The 17,528-nt window shown below is 39.7% G+C and carries 13 protein-coding genes and 2 pseudogenes; 12 read left to right on the top strand and 3 right to left on the bottom strand.

Features of this window, described 5'->3' with window-relative positions:
• Nucleotides 1-129: 129 nt before the first annotated feature.
• Both FOA33_RS02190 and FOA33_RS02195 read right to left on the bottom strand, forming a co-directional pair.
• Complete coding sequence (locus FOA33_RS02190; RefSeq protein WP_033606002.1) at nucleotides 130-1,095, bottom strand: LacI family DNA-binding transcriptional regulator; 966 nt, start codon at nucleotides 1,093-1,095, stop codon at nucleotides 130-132.
• Nucleotides 1,076-2,530, bottom strand: a complete 1,455-nt coding sequence (locus FOA33_RS02195) for a sucrose-6-phosphate hydrolase (RefSeq protein ID WP_221160489.1) — start codon at nucleotides 2,528-2,530, stop codon at nucleotides 1,076-1,078. The genes FOA33_RS02190 and FOA33_RS02195 overlap by 20 nt, the downstream gene beginning before the upstream one ends.
• A gap of 372 nt (nucleotides 2,531-2,902) precedes the next feature.
• Here FOA33_RS02195 and FOA33_RS02200 point away from each other — a divergent pair, with 372 nt between their 5' ends.
• Nucleotides 2,903-4,840 carry a sucrose-specific PTS transporter subunit IIBC gene (locus FOA33_RS02200; RefSeq protein WP_221160490.1) on the top strand — a complete coding sequence of 646 codons (1,938 nt, stop codon included), beginning with the start codon at nucleotides 2,903-2,905 and terminating at the stop codon, nucleotides 4,838-4,840.
• Between the two features lie 158 nt (nucleotides 4,841-4,998).
• Nucleotides 4,999-5,886: a fructokinase ScrK gene (gene scrK / locus FOA33_RS02205; protein WP_221160491.1), complete on the top strand. Its 888-nt coding sequence runs from the start codon at nucleotides 4,999-5,001 to the stop codon at nucleotides 5,884-5,886.
• Nucleotides 5,887-5,932: 46 nt separating this feature from the next.
• Here the strand turns inward: scrK and FOA33_RS02210 are convergent, their stop codons facing one another.
• Entirely contained in the window at nucleotides 5,933-6,550 is a 618-nt protein-coding gene (locus FOA33_RS02210) for a TVP38/TMEM64 family protein (protein WP_000076176.1), read from the bottom strand.
• Between the two features lie 115 nt (nucleotides 6,551-6,665).
• On the opposite strand from FOA33_RS02210, the pseudogene FOA33_RS02215 reads away from it, so the two are divergent.
• From FOA33_RS02215 to FOA33_RS02260, 10 genes and pseudogenes are all read left to right on the top strand, one after another.
• Nucleotides 6,666-9,664 (top strand): annotated as a pseudogene (locus FOA33_RS02215) (type I restriction endonuclease subunit R, EcoR124 family).
• Nucleotides 9,665-9,682: 18 nt separating this feature from the next.
• Nucleotides 9,683-10,825, top strand: a complete 1,143-nt coding sequence (locus tag FOA33_RS02220) for an AbiH family protein (RefSeq protein WP_221160492.1) — start codon at nucleotides 9,683-9,685, stop codon at nucleotides 10,823-10,825.
• Between the two features lie 70 nt (nucleotides 10,826-10,895).
• Nucleotides 10,896-11,650, top strand: a pseudogene (locus FOA33_RS02225) (hypothetical protein).
• Nucleotides 11,631-12,812: a restriction endonuclease subunit S gene (locus tag FOA33_RS02230; RefSeq protein WP_221160493.1), complete on the top strand. Its 1,182-nt coding sequence runs from the start codon at nucleotides 11,631-11,633 to the stop codon at nucleotides 12,810-12,812. Before FOA33_RS02225 ends, FOA33_RS02230 begins: the two are co-directional and overlap by 20 nt.
• Nucleotides 12,813-12,821: 9 nt before the next feature.
• Entirely contained in the window at nucleotides 12,822-13,361 is a 540-nt protein-coding gene (locus FOA33_RS02235; RefSeq protein WP_221160494.1) for a hypothetical protein, read from the top strand.
• Between the two features lies 1 nt (nucleotide 13,362).
• Nucleotides 13,363-14,190 carry a hypothetical protein gene (locus tag FOA33_RS02240; RefSeq protein ID WP_221160495.1) on the top strand — a complete coding sequence of 276 codons (828 nt, stop codon included), beginning with the start codon at nucleotides 13,363-13,365 and terminating at the stop codon, nucleotides 14,188-14,190.
• A gap of 41 nt (nucleotides 14,191-14,231) precedes the next feature.
• Nucleotides 14,232-14,987 (top strand): hypothetical protein, encoded by a 756-nt coding sequence (locus FOA33_RS02245; protein WP_221160496.1) that lies wholly within the window; start codon nucleotides 14,232-14,234, stop codon nucleotides 14,985-14,987.
• Between the two features lie 54 nt (nucleotides 14,988-15,041).
• Entirely contained in the window at nucleotides 15,042-16,643 is a 1,602-nt protein-coding gene (locus FOA33_RS02250) for a type I restriction-modification system subunit M (RefSeq protein ID WP_221160497.1), read from the top strand.
• Between the two features lie 103 nt (nucleotides 16,644-16,746).
• Nucleotides 16,747-17,151, top strand: coding sequence for a YbgA family protein (locus FOA33_RS02255; RefSeq protein ID WP_221160498.1), 405 nt, complete (start codon nucleotides 16,747-16,749; stop codon nucleotides 17,149-17,151).
• Complete coding sequence (locus FOA33_RS02260; protein WP_221160499.1) at nucleotides 17,135-17,500, top strand: TIGR02328 family protein; 366 nt, start codon at nucleotides 17,135-17,137, stop codon at nucleotides 17,498-17,500. Before FOA33_RS02255 ends, FOA33_RS02260 begins: the two co-directional genes overlap by 17 nt.
• The last annotated feature ends 28 nt before the right edge of the window (nucleotides 17,501-17,528 follow it).

Here is a 17,528-nt window from a genome sequence, read left to right on the forward strand (position 1 = left end):
AAAACTAGGAAGCTAGCTGCAGGCTGCTCAAAGCACTGCTTTGAGGTTGTAGATAAGACTGACGAAGTCAGTTACATATATCTACGGTAAGGCGACGCTGACGCGGTTTGAAGAGATTTGCGAAGAGTATTAAATACTTTTTCCTGGTAATAGGGTGACTGGTAAGAAATAACCAGTTGTCGCGACTTCCTTACCTTCAATCTTCTGCAAGAGGAGATCAACAGTGAGGTGGGCAATCTCTTTCATAGGTTGCTTAATCGTTGTCAAATGAGGATAGTAGTTCTCGATAAAGTAGGTCCCATCATAGCCGATGACCTTGAGCTCTTCAGGAACAGAAATTCCCAGCTCCTGAGCGATTTTGATAACCAAAATGGCTGTCAGATCATCTGAAGCAAAAATCGCATCTGGTTTCTGATGGGTCAAGATATTCTTGATTTCCATTTCTTTTCTGACGGGAGAAAAGTCACTCGAAACATTGATAATAGGCGCTTTCGGGAGAACAGAGGCAAAGCCAGCATGGCGCAGTCCAGTCGGTGAGTTAGAGTTATCATTCCCTGTAATCATGATGATAGACTGAGCGCCTGTCTTGACCAGAGTTTGGGCTGCGAGGACCCCGCCACCGTAGTTATCAGAGGAGACGACAGGGATGTCTGGTGATAGGTTTCGGTCAAAGGAAATGATCGGTGCTGTCACACGATTGTAGTCTTCGATTCCCAAGTTGTGACTTCCAGAAATGATACCGTCTACCTGATTGGCCTCCAGCATTTCAATGTACTCCCGTTCTTTTTCAGAGTCATGTTCGCTGTTACAGATGATGGTCTTGTAGCCATTTTTGAAGAGTTGGTGTTCCAACTTGTCAATCAACTCCGCATAAAAGACATGACTGATGTTTGGAAAAATGAGTCCAATCAACTTGGCAGATTTTCCTTGGAGACTTCGAGCCAGATTGTTAGGCTTGTAGCCTAGCTCTCGCATGGCTTCATTAACCTTTTGAATGGTTTTCTCAGATAGATAACCCTTTTTATTGATGACCCGTGAGACGGTAGTAGGGCTGACGCCTGCAAGTTTTGCGACATCAGTTAGTTTTGCGACCATAATCTAATTCATAGTAAGTTCCAGTTGGGTTTCCAGACTTGATGAGGATCCCATTTTGGTCCGCATGTGGGAAGACACGACCAGAAAATACTTTTTCTCCTTTATTGATGAAAATTTCAAAGACAGAGTTATCGATGAAAATTGTAGCAGTAGTAGCCTGATTATCGATAGGGCAAGAACGAGTCGTCCCAAATTCTTGGGCATACTGTTCTCCAGCCTGGCTACGATCCACTGTCACTTGACCATTGGCAAGGTCAAAGTTGATGGAAAGTCCCTTGCCTTCTTTATCAGCAAGTAAGACAATCTCGCTCTGGCTATTGGCCTCCAAGTTGAGCTCGAGTTCATAGGTGTTGTTGGTTTGAGTACGATTTGAGAAGACCTCTTCAGAAGAACGAAGTTCTTTGACGGCTGAGACAGGATATTGGTAGAGTTTGCCATCTTTGATAGTGAGTTCTTTGACCAATGAGAAGGTTCCTTGGTGGTCAAAACGGTCAGATGGATAGGAAACATCTGGCAGTCCAAGCCAACTTACTGCCAATGCATGTCCATCTGGAGCGTTGAAGGCTTGAGTTGCATAGGCTTCGAAACCATAGTCTAGATTATGAAGTTGAGACACATCTACCATTTTAGCATTTTCAGGATCAAAGGAAGCCCCGATTTTGTACATATTTGGAAAGATATTATCGTAGTCTAGAACTTTTTTATCCAATCCTTGTGGACAGTAGAGAAGGACAGGTTGCTCGCCTACAAAGACCAGATTTGGGCATTCCATCATGTAGGCAGTGCGATCGTTAGCGAAGTCAAGGTCGCCAACTGCTTGCCAGTTTGTGTAGTCGTTGTCCACAGCCTTGTAGAGACGGACGAAGCCTTTTTTCTCCAAATCCTGTCCACCGACGATAGCATAGTATTGACCTTTGAAGTTAAAAATTTGTGGGTCGCGGAAGTGGTCAGTAGAGTCAGATGGTTGGTTAATCAAGATCTTGTCAATTTTCGTGATTTTGCCACTTTTGTCCAAAAGAGCACCAATCTGGTAAGGGTGACGAATCCAATTTTCATCACGGACATTTCCTGTATAAAATAGGAACAAGTTATCGCCAAATTGCATGGCAGAACCAGAGTAGGCACCGTGGCTATCTAATGGAGTATCAGGCAAAACTTTGACTCCAGTTTCTCTAAAGTGAACCAAATCATCACTTTCTAGCTGTGCCCAAGATTTCAAACCGTGGGCTGCACCAAAGGGGAAGTTTTGGTAAAAGAGGATCCACTTGCCATCAAAGTAAGAAAAGCCATTTGGGTCGTTGAGAAGTCCTGTTTTTGGCTCAACGTGGTAATGAGTATGCCAGGGAGATTGTACCATCTTTTCCTTTATATGTTGAATTTCTTCTTGCGTCCAATCTTCATAGGGTCTATAACGACGCTCAGTTGTCCATTCCATTTTATCTTTCCTCCTAAAGTTCTACTATCTTAATAGTAAACGTTTTCGGCAAAAAAAGCAAGCATTTTATGTTAAAAAAGAGAAAAATATGTCAAACGATTGCCAGAAATCAAACAAAGGGAATCTGGAAAATTTTCACAAAAAAATGAAAGAAAATGTAAATAAAAGCCTTTATTCCTCAAATATAAAGATATTTTTTGAGGAAAAAGAGAATTTCCTCAAAAACGAGCAAAAATAATCAGATAAAAAATAAAGGAAATAAAAAGTTCTGCAAAACGCTTGACATATTTTAGAAACGTGATAAAATAATAGTCGTAGGGCGAATAAAATCGCTTTCAAATAGGAACAAAATTTTATAAGGAGATTTTTGCTATGGATTATAGTAAAGTTGCTGCCGAGGTCATTGAGGCTGTCGGCAAAGAGAATCTTGTAGCTGCAGCACATTGTGCGACCCGCCTTCGTCTGGTGTTAAAAGATGAAACAAAAGTGAACCAAGCAGCTTTAGATAACAATGCTGATGTTAAAGGTACATTTAGCACAAACGGACAATACCAAATTATTATTGGTCCCGGAGACGTTAACTTTGTATATGCAGAAATCATCAAAAAAACAGGTTTGAAAGAAGCTTCCACAGATGATTTAAAAGAGATTGCGAATAAAAACAAAAAATTTAATCCATTGATGGATTTGATTAAGCTTTTGTCAGATATCTTTGTCCCAATTATTCCTGCATTGGTTGCAGGTGGTCTTTTGATGGCATTACGTAATTTCTTGACATCACCAGACTTATTTGGACCTCAATCGATTGAAGACATGTACCCTGCTATCAAAGGTATTTCAGCGATGATTCAATTGATGTCTGCAGCTCCATTTATGTTCTTACCTGTTTTAGTAGGGATTTCAGCAGCTAAACGCTTTGGAGCAAACCAATTCCTTGGTGCAGCTATTGGTATGATTATGACCACACCAGATTTGGGTGGTAAAGAAGCTTTTTGGGATATTTTAGGTTTCCATGTTACACAAACAAACTATGCTTATCAAGTAATCCCAGTCCTTGTAGCTGTCTGGTTGTTGGCAACTTTAGAAAAATTCTTCCACAAGAAATTGCCTTCTGCGGTTGACTTCACCTTTACTCCGCTTTTATCAGTTATGATTACAGGATTCCTAACTTTTACAGTTATTGGTCCTGTGATGTTGGTGGTTTCGGATGCGATTACTAATGTTATTGTATGGCTATACAATACTACAGGTGCATTTGGTATGGGGCTCTTTGGTGGAACATACTCATTGATTGTTATGACAGGGCTTCACCAATCATTCCCTGCTATTGAAACACAGTTGCTATCAGCATACAATAATAATGGTACTGGATTTGGTGACTATATCTTTGTTGTTGCTTCCATGGCAAACGTTGCGCAAGGTGCAGCCACTCTTGCTATTTACTTCTTAACTAAAAATGCTAAAACTAAAGGCTTGTCAAGTTCAGCAGCTGTCTCTGCTTTCCTTGGTATTACTGAGCCTGCCCTATTTGGGGTGAACTTGAAATACAAATTCCCATTCTTCTGTGCTCTTGCTGGTTCAGCAGTTGGTGCCTTTGTTGCAGGCTTGACCCATGTCATTGCTGTTTCTTTGGGAGCAGCTGGATTTATCGGATTCCTATCTATTAAAGCAGGTTCAATCCCTATGTATGTAGTTGCAGAAGTGATTTCATTTGCCGCAGCCTTTGCTTTGACTTATTTCTATGGTAAAACAAAAGCAGCAGGTGTCTTTGCTGATGAAGCCGCAACAGCAACTGCGGAAACAGTTACTGAAACTACAGTAGAAGCACCAGTAGTGGAAGAGTCTGATACTCCTCAAAACGAAACAATCCAAACTCCTATCGTTGGTGACGTAGTTGCTCTTGAGAATGTTAATGATTCAGTCTTTTCAAGTGGTGCAATGGGACAAGGGATCGCTGTAAAACCAAGCCAAGGTGTGGTTTACGCACCAGCTGATGCAGAAGTATCGATTGCCTTTGCCACAGGACATGCTTATGGTTTGAAGACAGCAAATGGAGCTGAGATCTTGATCCACGTTGGTATCGATACAGTGACTATGAACGGTGAAGGCTTTGAACAAAAAGTTGCTCAAGGCGACAAGGTCAAAGCTGGTGATGTTCTCGGAACTTTTGACTCAAGTAAAATCGCTGCTGCAGGTCTTGACGACACAACAATGGTTATCGTAACCAACACAGCAGACTATGCTTCTGTGACACCAGTCGCAAGCGGTTCAGTTGTCAAGGGTGACGCTATCATCGAAGTGAAAGCCTAGTCCTCTTCAAAAATCAAATCTAAAAACAAAACGAACAAATATCATGTTTGTTCGTTTTTACTTGGATGGTAAGATTTACAGAGGAAAATCTAAAATATTGAGAAATCTAGCCCTTTAAAATGTGCTATAATAGAGAAAACAAAGATAAGAGGTTTATCATGACAAAATTATATGGAAGCTTAGAAGCGGGCGGTACAAAGTTTGTCTGTGCTGTCGGAGATGAAAATTTTAACGTTGTGGAAAAAACACAGTTTCCTACAACAACTCCTATCGAGACCATCGATAAAACCATCGAATTCTTTTCAAAATTCGATAATCTTGCAGGTCTTGCCATCGGTTCCTTTGGTCCTATCGATATCGACAAAAACTCAAAAACCTATGGCTTTATCACAACGACTCCAAAACCTCGCTGGGCAAATGTAGACCTACTTGGTGCCCTTCGTCGTGCCCTCAACGTACCCATGTATTTCACAACAGATGTAAATAGCTCTGCCTATGGTGAAGTGGTTGCTCGCAACAATGCAGGTGGCCGTATCGAAAACTTGGTCTACTACACGATCGGTACAGGGATCGGTGCAGGTGTTATCCAACGTGGTGAGTTTATCGGTGGTGTCGGTCACCCTGAGATGGGTCACTACTATGTGGCTAAACACCCAATGGATGTAGAAAAAGAATTTAACGGCGTTTGTCCTTTCCACAAGGGCTGTTTGGAAGGCTTTGCTGCTGGACCAAGTTTGGAAGCTCGTACAGGTGTTCGTGGTGAAAACATCGAACTCAACAGTTCTGTCTGGGATGTTCAAGCCTACTATATCGCTCAGGCTGCGGTCAATGCTACAGTGACTTTCCGTCCAGATGTCATCGTCTTTGGTGGCGGGGTTATGGCCCAACAACACATGCTGGACCGTGTGCGTGAGAAATTTACAGCTCTTCTCAACGGCTACCTACCAGTACCAGACGTGCGTGACTATATCGTGACACCAGCAGTCGCTGGAAATGGTTCTGCCACACTTGGGAACTTTGTCCTTGCTAAGAGTGTCGCAAAATAAAACAAACAGAAAATCCGCTTGGAAAACCAAACGGATTTTTCTATTCTCAAAACATCTGCCAGAAGAAATCAATGATATAAGTCAAACCATAAGTGTAAACCACTAGGGTAAAGGGCTTGGTCAAAATGATGATAATCATATAGCGCTTGAAGGTCATCTTGGTCAGGGCTGCCAGCATACACAGAAAGTCAGCCGGGCTAACTGGCCAGATCATCATAAAGATAAAGAACCGCTCGAAACGATTGCCCTTATCTAGCCAACCGATGTACTTGTCATAGGTGCGCTTGCTGACGACGGACTGGACAAAGGCAGCTCCATAGAGACGCACCAGGTAAAAGATAATGGCACAGCCAATCACGATGCCGATATAGTTATAGATGGTTCCAATGATATGGCCGTAAATAAAGACCCCAGCCACTGAGGTCAAAGCTCCCGGAATGATCGGAACGACGGTTTGTAGAATCTGTAAAAAGATAAAGAGTGGCGGCCCCCAAACCCCAGCTTGCTGGATAAAGGCCGATAGGGTTTCCTTGGACTGTAACACTCCCGCCTGATAGGCCCAAATACAGAAAATCAAGGTGCCGACTCCCCCGACGATAGATGAAATATTGATGACTTGCTGTAGAAGGGGAGAAACAGCTTTCATTTGCTTATCCTGTGACATGTAAACTCCTCATAGATAGTATGATTCTACTATACCATATTTTGATAAAAGAAGGGGGAATTAAAGATAAACATGTTATAATAAAGAAAGTAGAACATCGTTAAAGGAGAGAATGATGCAAGTAAAACCAGAACTGGAGATAGAAAAACAACTGATCACCCAATTGGTAACTGGGGGAAGTCAATGGACTTATAGAGAAGATCTAAAAACAGAAGAACAACTATGGGAGAACTTCTTTGAGAAACTAGCCCAAAATAACGTTGCCCTGCTAGCAGACTATCCTTTGACAGAGCAGGAAAAACGTCAAATAAAAAACCAACTCAACTTTATCAGCTACTACGATGCTGCCAAGTGGTTGGTCGGTGAAAACGGAATTGCCAAAGTCGAGGTTCAAAGAGAGGATGCCAGCCTAGGAACCATCCGATTATCCGTCATCTGGCGAGATAATATCGCTGCTGGTAAGTCTAGCTATGAAGTTGTCAATCAAGTCCAGAGAGAAAAAGTGAATCCTCTGGACCAAGACCGCAGGCTAGATGTGACCCTGCTCATCAACGGCTTACCCATGATTCAAATCGAACTTAAAAGTCCTAGTGTTGCCTTTTTAGATGCCTTTCATCAGATTAAAAAATATGACCGCGAAGGCAAGTTCCGTGGCATTTTCTCTAGCTTGCAAATGTTTGTTGTGACCAACAAGGTCGATACTCGCTATATCGCTGCAGCTAGGGAAAATAAACTCAACAAGCAATTTCTAACCAAGTGGGTAGATAAGGACAATCGTCCTGTGACAAATTTGACTAGCTTTGCTCACGAAGTCCTTTCCATCCCTCGTGCTCATCAGATGGTCATGCAGTATTCTGTCATTGATGATAGCAAGAAAGCTCTCATTCTCTTGCGCCCCTACCAGATCCATGCTATCGAAGCGGTGCAGGAAGCCTCTCGCCAGCAAGCATCAGGCTATGTTTGCTGGCGAGAGGTTCAGGAAAAACGCTGACTTCCTATAAGGTAGCTCGGAATCTCCTTCAGATTCCTTCCATCCAAAAGACAATTTTTGTCGTTGATCGTAGGGACTTGGACCAACAGACCACTTCGTCTTTCCTCTCTTATGCGACCAATGATGTCATTGATATTGATGAGACGGATAATACCCATGATTTGGTCAAGCGCTTAGGAAGCAATGATAAACGTGTGGTGGTAACCACCATCCAGAAAATCACCACCATGATGCGCAAGTTTGAACAAGGACTTTACCAGCGTGATGCGGACAAAATCAAGGGACTCCGAGTGGCCTTTGTCGTGGATGAATGCCACCGTGCCGTTACGCCACAAACACAAAAAGACATTAAAGCCTTTTTCCCCCAGTCCCTCTGGTATGGATTTACAGGCACCCCCATCTTTAAGGAAAATAAACGCCAACAGGTCGGCGACCTAGCCCAAACTACCCAGCAACAGTATGGAGACCGTCTACATGAGTATACAGTCAAGGAAGCCATCCATGATGGCGCAGTTCTAGGCTTTAAGGTCGATTACCGTAATACCCTCATCACAGACCAGTCTGAAAACGAAATACCAGATACCGTCTATGAAAATGAGGAGCACATGCTGGAAGTCTTGGATGCCATTATCAATAAATCCCGCCAACAACTAGGTTTTCAAAAAGGAGTCGGCAATACCTACAATGCCATCCTGACGGTCAAGTCCATCCCTCAAGCCCAAGCCTACTATGACCTTCTCAAAAGAGTCAAGGCTGGTCAGACACGAGTCAAGGTATCAGAGAGAGTCAAGATGGTTCTTCCAGACTTTCCAAAGGCGACCATCACCTACTCTGTTACAGAAAATGAAGAGGACTCAAGAGCCGACCAAGACCACATGAAACAGGTCTTAGAGGACTATAACCAAGAGTTTGATACTCATTTTACCATGGCGGATCTTCGTGGTTTTAATACAGATGTCAATAACCGTCTAGCTCGAAAACAGGATAAATACCTCTATCGAAATGAACAGTTAGACTTGGTTATCGTGGTCAATCGTCTCTTAACGGGATTTGATGCGCCTTGTCTATCGACTCTCTTTATCGACCGCAAACCCTTGCAACCGCAGGATTTGATTCAGGCCTTTAGTCGTACCAACCGTATCTTTGATTCTAGTAAATCCTATGGTCATATCATCACTTTCCAAAAGCCTCTAGCCTTTAAGGAAGCAGTGGATAATGCCCTCAAGCTCTACTCAAATGGTGGAGAAAACGAGGTCCTAGCCCCTAGCTGGGAAGAGGAAAAGAGGAACTTTTTGAGAAGTTGTAGCGACTTCCAAAACCTCATCGCTAACGAGCCACTAGAAGGCTTCCTGTTAGAACAAATGTCTACTCCTCAGTTGAGAAAAATTGCCAAGGCATATCAAGCATTTGATAAGTATCTAGCTTCTATCCGAGTATACAAGGAATATGATGAAGCTGAGATTTACCAAGAGACAGGCTTAACTGATGAATTGCTCGAAACCTATCTCGGCCTCTACAAAAACATCCTTGCTGAACTCAAAGCTCGTGATGGGGAAGGAACTGGCGGTGGCGACGATGATGGACCTTTTGATATCCACTATGAGCTAGAGTCTATCCAAGTCGATGAGATTAACTACGCCTATATCCTGACCTTGATCCAAAGCCTGATCGAGCAAGAGCAGAGTCAGGAAGAGAGTCTCAGCTCACAGGACAGAGAAGCAGTAGATACCTATATCCAAAGTCTGGAGAAGACTAATCCAAACCTTGCCCAGATCACCTCAGAACTTTGGCAAGAAGTACAGGCAAATCCAGACCGCTACAGAGGTCAATCCATCGCCAATATCCTTGACCAGATGATTGAAGCAGTCATCCAGCAACATATCCAAGTCTTTGGCAAACGTTGGTATGTCGGAGAGGATGAACTCCGTTACTATGTCGAGCACTACCGAAAAGGAGCCAAGAAACAACTAGGAGAGAGCCAGCTGACCAAGAGTCAGCGCTATCAGGACTATAAGATAGAAGTGGCAGATGCCCTTAATCCCCTCCTCTATAAAAAACAAATAAAAGAAGCCTATACCCAACTGATTGAAGAGGTGATTGAGCCGTTGAGGGTGGGGAGGTAGGAGAATATCGGAGGAAAAATGGCGGATACAATATTAATTCTAGGAAATGGATTTGATTTGTCCATGGGACGAAAAACGAGTTATAGTGATTTCATAGAATTTGCCGATAATTTATTTTTAGAAAAAGTAGATCATTTGCAATCATTTCTTAACAGTAATAATATTGATATTGAGAAATATAAAGATAATTATTATCTCAGATTTATAAATGAGAATAGATCTACCCTTGGAGAAAATTGGTGTAATTTAGAAATCATGATTTCACAACTTGCTGAAGCCATAGATTATTTTAAGTTAAATGCTGATATTTTATATCGTAAGGATGAAAACTCTTTAAGAGTAATCCATGTCGATTTTCTTCAGGGCTCTATGGTATCTCAGGAAAATTTTGCATCGAAGTTTTTTGTTGCTAAAATATTCTATGAACTATTTAATATTTTGGAGTGGAATAAATTAGAAAGAAAGGTAGCTTTATCAAAATTAAATGAGAAATTTATTTATCATCTAGAGTTGTTAACAGATCTATTAGAAATATATCTTTCATATAGAGACTACCTAGATTTTGAGATTAATAAAATAGCTCCAGTAGAAACTGCACTAGATGCAATCAATAATATTTCAGAGTCTAGTGTAATTAGTTTCAATTATACCCATACTCCATATGAACTTTTCAAAATTCCTATAGAAAATACACATTATATTCACGGGGAAATTGATTTAAATAGAAATAAATCAGCAGTAAATACATTGGTTTTTGGTATAGAAGATAAGGAGAATAATGTTAATTCTGATTTAATACCTTACCAAAAATACTATCAACGTGTTGTTAAAGAGACTGGGAATTTATATGAAAAATTTTTTATTTCTAGAAAATTATCAGAGTGGGGTGCAGCAGTTTCAAAGAATATTATTGTGTTTGGACACTCGGTTGATCCACTTGATAAAGAGATATTTGAAAAATGTTTTAAAATAGCTGATTTAAAAAGATATAATTATCGATTTATTTTTACCTATTACAACGAGTCTGCTAAACGCTCTATCGTTAAGAATTTAGCTATCATTCTAGGAAAAGATAAACTTGTTGAATTAACCGGAAATAGAAATGTTGTATTTATTAAAAGCGATGATATTGATGGGATGAGAGAAGTTCTTTTGGATTAAATAATCTTTGAATAGTATGTAACTTGCAATAATATTATTAATACTTTATACTTAGGGGAAATTACAATAAATGGATTTTATAATTACATTTCTTAATTCTCAGTTTATTAGTTCCATGATGGGGGCTTTACTAGGTGCTGGTGTAGCAGTGTATGTTGCGAAGCTTCAAAATAAGCAGCAACTTAAACAGCTACAAGATGAACATAAGTTACAACGAGAATTTTTTGAAAAACAAGAAGAGAACGAAAGAGAACGTATTTTCTTACAATATACAATTGAGCGAGCAGAGCGTTCATATGAGATATTGAGCGATTTAAGAATTGCTAAAAATTTATTTGCAGATGCAATATTTGAATTCGTAAAGATGATCCCTAAAGAAGTAGAATCAGATGAAAATATTGAGTTTGAAAAAATTTTTCCTTTATTATATTCAGATTATTTGCTTCCTAATATAATTCAATTATAAAATTAAGAGATTTATTATTGCTAACTCTGGTTATACAAGATGATATCGAATTATCTAGGTTAAAAGAAGAGGTTCGTAAGGAAGTTTTAAATTTTGTAGACTATCATAAAAGAATAAGCCAGGTGAAGAGTTTTGAAGATTATCAAGAAGTTACGGATGACTTTATGAAAAAGTCTAAATTAACTGAAAAATGTGATGAGTTAAGGACTTATTTAACTAAGTATATAACAGAAACTACATTTAGGTTAGTTTCTCCAGAGAAAATGGCAGAAAAAATAATAAAACAAGAATATAATGTATCTAATTTAAAATTTAAAATAGCGAGAAAGCAGGATACGGATGGAGAAGCCAAAAATTAGGTTCTTAAAAAATAAACATTCATGGGTAAGAAGTACTTTTGAAGAAATAGCTAAAAGGAGAACTAAAAGTTCTGATAACCCTGATTTACCAAGAATTGAATATCAAGATATTCTTTCTGGAGAAGGGAGATTAAACAAAGAATTAAGTAAAAATATTGATTGTCGCAAAGGAATAGTATTTGAAACACATGATATTTTATATGGAAAGTTACGTCCATATTTAAAAAACTGGCTACACCCAAATTTTAATGGTATTGCGTTAGGAGATTTTTGGGTCTTGCAGGCAAGAAATTGTGATTCAAAATTTCTGTTTTCGTTAGTTCAATCGCCAAAATTTCAAAGAGTTGCAAATGATACATCTGGAACAAAGATGCCACGTTCTGATTGGAAGACAGTTTCACAGACAGAGTTTAGTATTCCTGCTTCTAACGACGAACAATCCGCCATTGGTTCCCTTTTCCGTACTCTCGACGACCTTCTTGCGAACTATAAAGATAATCTCGTCAACTACCAATCTCTCAAGGCGAGCATGCTTTCCAAGATGTTTCCCAAAGCCGGACAGACAGTCCCTGAGATTCGTTTAGATGAATTTGAAGGCGAGTGGGGTAAGTATTACCTAGGTGATATTTTTGAACAAGTATCAAATTATATTGAACCTTCTGTAGAAAACGAGTTATGGAGTTTAACAGTTGAGAATGGATTAATACCTAAAACAAATCGTTATAAAAGAGATTTTTTGGTAAAAAAGAATGATAAATTTAAAAAGGTTGATGTAAATGAGTTTGTTTATAATCCAATGAATCTTACATTAGGTGCTTTGGATTTAAACGATAATGAAGTTACTATTTCAGTTTCTGGTTATTATGTTGTGATGAAAAATAGAGATATAGAAAAATTTGATAATGATTTTTTAAAAATTCTATTGAAAACAACGTACGCAATTTATCAATATAAACAGTTTGCTACAGGAACTCTGATTGAAAAACAACGTGTACAGTTTCCAACTTTTTCGGAGATTCCATTTTATTTACCGCCAATAGCTGAACAACAAGCCATCGGTGCCTGTTTCTCAAACCTTGATAACCTCATCAGCTCTCACCAAGAAAAAATTTCACAGTTAGAAATACTTAAAAAGAAACTCTTGAAGGATATGTTTATATAGAATTTTGTTATGAAAAAATTTAAAAGATTGTGTTTGTCGTTTTGTTTATCAATTTGTTCTTTTTCGCCAGGTTTAGTCTTGTATCTATTTACTATAGACATTTTTCCCTCACATGATACTTGTGCATGTAGTTTTCTAAAAATAGGGGTGTTGATTTTATTGATGCTTTCTTTTTCTTTTGGAGCCTTACAGTATTTGATAAGATTTAAAGAAGCAAATGATACTGCTCAAGTTGAAAGTATACAACCAGTAGAAAATGAAATCATTCCAACTTACCTAGGCCTTTTTGTAATTATGCTGGGTTTAGGTGAATTAACATTCTTATATCAGATTGTAGTAATAGCTCTCATTTTTCTAATATGGTGGATTCTGATGGAGAGATCGTATTATTTCAATTTGATATGGTTACTTTCATATCGTTATTACAGAGTCACTGATAAAAACGGCAATGTCTTTATTATCTATAGTAAGAAAAAAGATGTTAAAGAAACTGGGACTATAAAAGGACTAGTTAGAATAAATAATTTTACTTTTTTGGAGAAGGAATAGTATGTTTTTAGTAAAAGTTGGTCGGACATATAGAAAATTGGATAACACGGATGATATTTCTGAATTAGTTGCTCCGGAGATTGATTCTGAAAATAGTAGAGAATTTGATCCAGAAATAAAATTAGAACATGAGGAATGGTTCTATATTGAAATTGATGATAAGCATATGTCTATGGTTAAAGAATATGAAGATAAATTTTTAAATACTGCGGGTCTAAATGATGTGAATGAAGAAGAGTTCTCGAAAATTGATTTGATTTTTCGAAAAGTTGAAAATGACGGTTTAGTTTTTCAAAAAATTACACAATCAAAGAGACTGGTTGATAAGTCAATCTTAAAATTGAGACATAGAAGAGCTGAAAGAACAATTATTGAAAATGGTATAGAATTAAAATCTGAGAACGATGCCTATTATGATGGAAATAATAAATTGTACTTTAGAAGTTTTAGGACGATTCATAGCCTATTCAAAGGTATTGATGATTATTACCGTATAGCTAGTCTTGCAGAAGTTGATGAATTAAAAAGAATTGATTTAGTTAGTTTCTCAGATTTTGAAATTAAATCTAATAATTTAAAGATGGTGGCAATTCTAAAAGATGATGAAATTAACCTATCTGATACCTCAATAATTAGCACCTTATTAACATCATATGAACAATATCCAGAGCAGGATTTTAAGGTCTCAGAAGGAAAATTTATTATTGATACCAACAAACGATTGACAAGTTTTTTAAAATTGGCGTTAGGGAGATTATATACTAATCCAATTACAAGTCATCAGATGGAAGCCAGCTCTGCTAGGCGATTACGGAAGAAGGAAAACTGAAGTAACATTCCTTAAAAAATTATCTATAAAAAGGAGCATTCATGGTATCTGTAACACAACGTATCAAAGAAATTAACCAACCTCGAGGTGGTTATCTGCCCATCAAGTTATTTTCAGTAGAGCAGTTCGAAGATCACAGAGTTATGCATCCTGTAGAGTCTGTATTTCCTAGTTTAGTAGGGATTTGTGTGGACTACTTGACTCGATTTATGAAAGGGGCAGAAGCCAATGATGCTTTTAGAATTTCTCTCATGGGAGCTCAGATGGTGGGCATGGGAGACCTAGCAGAAGCACTGCTCGATTTGGTGACGGGATTGGACGATTTATCGATAGAAAGTGCGTGTCGTTTGGCTTCTTTTGATGTTGTTTATCGTGCGGGGATTAAGTATTATAAGCCTTTTGAGGAAATTTTGGTGGATGCAGAAACGATAGAGAATATTCGTATCATGGTAGAACGAAGTCTTTGCTTTTTCGACCTCTATGGTCCTTTAGTAAAGGATGGCTTTCATTTTCTTGGAGGCTATACAGATACGATTGACAAGGGTGATGGAGATTTTCTTACCAAGGATACACTGTGGGATTTTAAGGTGACTAAAACAGCTCCAAATAAAGACCATACGCTACAAGTCCTTGTATACTATATCATGGGCTTACATTCCTTTGACCCTGACTTCCTGTCTATCGAAAATCTTGGATTTTATAACCCTCGAAAAAATATCGTTTATCAACTTCCTGTTTCTGATATTCCTTTGGACTTGATTCAAACGGTGGAAAGAGAAGTGATTGGTTATTCCTAAACACTCACTTTTTGAAGAATAGAAGAATATTTGTAAAACTTAGAAAGAAACAATATGGAAACAACACAAACTTCCCAGTCGCTTTACCAAGCCCTGTGGAACTCAGCGGATGTTCTCCGCTCTAAGATGGATGCCAATGACTACAAGTCCTATCTTTTGGGCATGGTCTTTTACAAGTATCTGTCGGACAAGATGCTCTTTTTCGTGGCTGAGACTATGGAAGAGGGGACAGATAGTCTTGAGGATGCACTTGAGGTCTATCGCAACTATTACGAGGATGCGGATACCCATGAGGACCTGTTATCAGTTATGAGCGACGAGCTCAACTATAGTATCAAGCCAAGCTTGACCTTTACGGCTTTGGTAGCACGTGTCAATGAGGGAACTTTCCAGCTGGAAGACTTGGCTCAAGGTTTTCGTGATATTGAGCAGAGTGACGACCTCTATGAAAATCTCTTTGAAGACATTGACCTCTACTCTAAAAAGCTAGGGGCAACTCCACAAAAGCAAAACCAAACGGTGGCAGCAGTCATGAAAGAGTTAGCTGTGCTAGACGTGGCTGGTCATGCTGGGGATATGCTGGGGGATGCCTATGAGTATCTGATCGGTCAATTTGCGACTGACTCGGGTAAAAAGGCTGGAGAGTTTTATACACCGCAGCCTGTTGCTAAGCTTATGACTCAGATTGCCTTTTTAGGTCGTGAGGACCAGCAAGGCTTTACCATCTATGATGCGACCATGGGGTCTGGCTCTCTCTTGCTCAATGCCAAGAAATACTCTCATAAACCGCAGACGGTGGTCTACTTCGGTCAGGAGCTCAATACCTCCACTTATAACTTGGCTCGGATGAACATGATTCTACACGGGGTTCCAGTTGAGAATCAATTCCTACACAATGCCGATACACTGGATGAAGACTGGCCGACTCAAGAGCCGACCAACTTTGACGGTGTTCTCATGAATCCTCCATACTCAGCCAAGTGGTCAGCAAGCTCTGGCTTCCTGAATGATCCTCGTTTCTCTCCTTTTGGGAAACTCGCGCCTCAGTCCAAGGCTGACTTTGCCTTCCTCTTGCATGGATATTACCACCTCAAGCAGGATAATGGAGTCATGGCTATCGTCCTTCCCCATGGTGTTCTTTTCCGTGGCAATGCGGAAGGGACCATTCGTAAGGCCTTGCTGGAAGAAGGGGCCGTTGATACGGTTATCGGTCTACCAGCCAATATCTTCTTTAATACCAGCATTCCGACCACGGTCATCATTCTCAAAAAGAACCGCATCAATCGTGATGTCTACTTTATCGATGCTTCTAAGGAATTTGATAAGGGTAAAAACCAGAATATCATGATGGATGTTCATATCAAGAAGATTCTGGAAGCCTACAAGTCACGTGAGGAGATTGACAAGTTTGCCCATCTGGCGATCTATGAGGAAATCGTCGAAAATGACTACAACCTCAATATCCCTCGCTATGTGGACACCTTTGAGGAAGAAGAAGTCAAACCACTGACAGACATCGTTAGCAAGATTAACACGACAAATGAAGCAATCCAAAACCAAACAGCTTCATTACTTGAAATGCTAAGTCAACTCTACGGAACCACACCAGAAGCTGATGCTGAACTCAAAGAGTTTTTGAAAAACTTTAAAGGGTGATGGAGCCAATTGATTCGCTCATATTCCGCTCATAATTCGCTCATTTTTAAGATACAACTTTGTTTCCATATTTCCTGGAAACTGATAGAAAGTTAGGAGAAAGATGGAACAAACTAATCAAAAATCCCAGTGCCAGCAACTCTGGGCTAGAAACAAATACCTCGTTTTGAGCCATTCCAGCAATATTTATAATGAGATTCGCCAATATCTCAAGAATGAAGAGGTGGAGGTAAGTCATGTTCAGGAACTGATCGACCGTGCCTGTCAAATCCCTGAGCATAGAGGTCAAGTCTGCAATGCCTTTCAGCATATATGGGGCTATTTTAAAAAGCAAGCCAGTCCTGATGAGTGCAAGGACTATATGCTCTTGCTGGATCGCTATCGCTTTGGTCAGGCTTCAAAGGAAGACCTGATTGCTAGAACTAGAGATTTGCTTGAACGCTATCCAAATGCTTATCTGCAAGATTCGACCTTGTTGAAAGGAGACTCCCATGAGACTTTGGCATGAGGCTTTGATCCCGCAACTTCCCCGTCCTCAGCTCTTGGGACAACATCGAGAGTGCTGCGCCCTGCGTGGCAATGGCTGGGGCAGAAAGCATGCGACAGTTGACTATGTCTTTACCCACTCGCCCTATCATCTCTATGCTTATCATCGTTTGATCATGGAGGAGATGGCTAGCCGTGGCTATAATGTCAGTCCAGAGTGGCTAGATAAGAACTACCGTGGCAAGACCTGCCCGTCTTATCAAGACTTAGCTGAGGAAAAGCTGAAAAGTCCTATCTATAGCGAACATGACGCTGCCTACTATGAGGAATGTCTGGCTAATCTCCTAGAGAAAGGCATTGAGCTGAAGTAAGAGTCAGGATTGGCTCCACATTATAACT

The sequence above is a fragment of the Streptococcus cristatus genome (genome assembly GCF_019685515.1).
Lineage (GTDB): Bacteria > Bacillota > Bacilli > Lactobacillales > Streptococcaceae > Streptococcus.

Excerpts from the sequence above, each read along its gene's own strand:
- FOA33_RS02190 (WP_033606002.1), bottom strand. The coding sequence starts at position 1,095 with ATGGTCGCAAAACTAACTGATGTCGCAAAACTTGCAGGCGTCAGCCCT.
- FOA33_RS02195 (WP_221160489.1), bottom strand. The coding sequence starts at position 2,530 with ATGGAATGGACAACTGAGCGTCGTTATAGACCCTATGAAGATTGGACG.
- FOA33_RS02200 (WP_221160490.1), top strand. The coding sequence starts at position 2,903 with ATGGATTATAGTAAAGTTGCTGCCGAGGTCATTGAGGCTGTCGGCAAA.
- scrK (WP_221160491.1), top strand. The coding sequence starts at position 4,999 with ATGACAAAATTATATGGAAGCTTAGAAGCGGGCGGTACAAAGTTTGTC.
- FOA33_RS02210 (WP_000076176.1), bottom strand. The coding sequence starts at position 6,550 with ATGTCACAGGATAAGCAAATGAAAGCTGTTTCTCCCCTTCTACAGCAA.
- FOA33_RS02220 (WP_221160492.1), top strand. The coding sequence starts at position 9,683 with ATGGCGGATACAATATTAATTCTAGGAAATGGATTTGATTTGTCCATG.
- FOA33_RS02230 (WP_221160493.1), top strand. The coding sequence starts at position 11,631 with ATGGAGAAGCCAAAAATTAGGTTCTTAAAAAATAAACATTCATGGGTA.
- FOA33_RS02235 (WP_221160494.1), top strand. The coding sequence starts at position 12,822 with ATGAAAAAATTTAAAAGATTGTGTTTGTCGTTTTGTTTATCAATTTGT.
- FOA33_RS02240 (WP_221160495.1), top strand. The coding sequence starts at position 13,363 with ATGTTTTTAGTAAAAGTTGGTCGGACATATAGAAAATTGGATAACACG.
- FOA33_RS02245 (WP_221160496.1), top strand. The coding sequence starts at position 14,232 with ATGGTATCTGTAACACAACGTATCAAAGAAATTAACCAACCTCGAGGT.
- FOA33_RS02250 (WP_221160497.1), top strand. The coding sequence starts at position 15,042 with ATGGAAACAACACAAACTTCCCAGTCGCTTTACCAAGCCCTGTGGAAC.
- FOA33_RS02255 (WP_221160498.1), top strand. The coding sequence starts at position 16,747 with ATGGAACAAACTAATCAAAAATCCCAGTGCCAGCAACTCTGGGCTAGA.
- FOA33_RS02260 (WP_221160499.1), top strand. The coding sequence starts at position 17,135 with ATGAGACTTTGGCATGAGGCTTTGATCCCGCAACTTCCCCGTCCTCAG.